This is a genomic window from Campylobacter sp. RM12654, assembly GCF_020137585.1.
Classification (GTDB): domain Bacteria; phylum Campylobacterota; class Campylobacteria; order Campylobacterales; family Campylobacteraceae; genus Campylobacter_E.
In genome coordinates, this window is sequence record NZ_JACGAR010000077.1 from 1 (window position 1) to 644 (window position 644).

At 34.5% G+C, this 644-nt stretch carries 1 protein-coding gene; it reads right to left on the bottom strand.

Annotated features, from left to right (window positions below):
- On the bottom strand, nt 1-644 hold a 644-nt coding region (locus AVBRAN12654_RS09385; protein WP_336614390.1), incomplete at both ends, for a molybdopterin-dependent oxidoreductase.

The following is a 644-nucleotide window of genomic DNA, read 5'->3' on the forward strand; positions in this document are numbered from 1 at the left end:
AGGCCTGTAGCACTTGCTTTATCGCGAGCTTCATTATAAAAATATTGCACCCAACCCATCATATCGCGACCTTCTGTAAAGGCATTTAATGCGTTATCTCCAAAATGTTTTAATATACCACAACAAATATCATAGTCATTTTTCGCATTGTAAAGTGGTTGTATGGCTTGTTTAATTGCAAATATATATCTGTTAGTATTTGCTTTAGTTATATCATTTCTTTCTATTTCAGTAGTAGCCGGTAGAACTAAATCAGCATATCTTGCACTAGCAGTCCAAAAACAATCTTGAACTATAAAACTATCAACCTTAGCAAATGCTTTTAATTGTCTATTTATATCTTGATGATGGTGCATTGGATTACCACCAGCCCAATAGATACATTTTATATTAGGAAATACTTTTTTCTTTCCATTAAAATCATATTCTTTACCAGGATTTTCAAGCATATCTACTATTCTTGAAACAGGAATTACTTCGTTTTCTCTATTGCTCCATTCTCCTTTAGTTGATGGACTAACACTTATACCACCAATTCCTGGAAATCCAGCAAAATCCTTGCTCGTGTCAAATGTAGCTCCACTTCCAGCACCATTTAAAGTTAGAGAGCCTGGAATTGGTAACCCACCTGCATAATGATATGC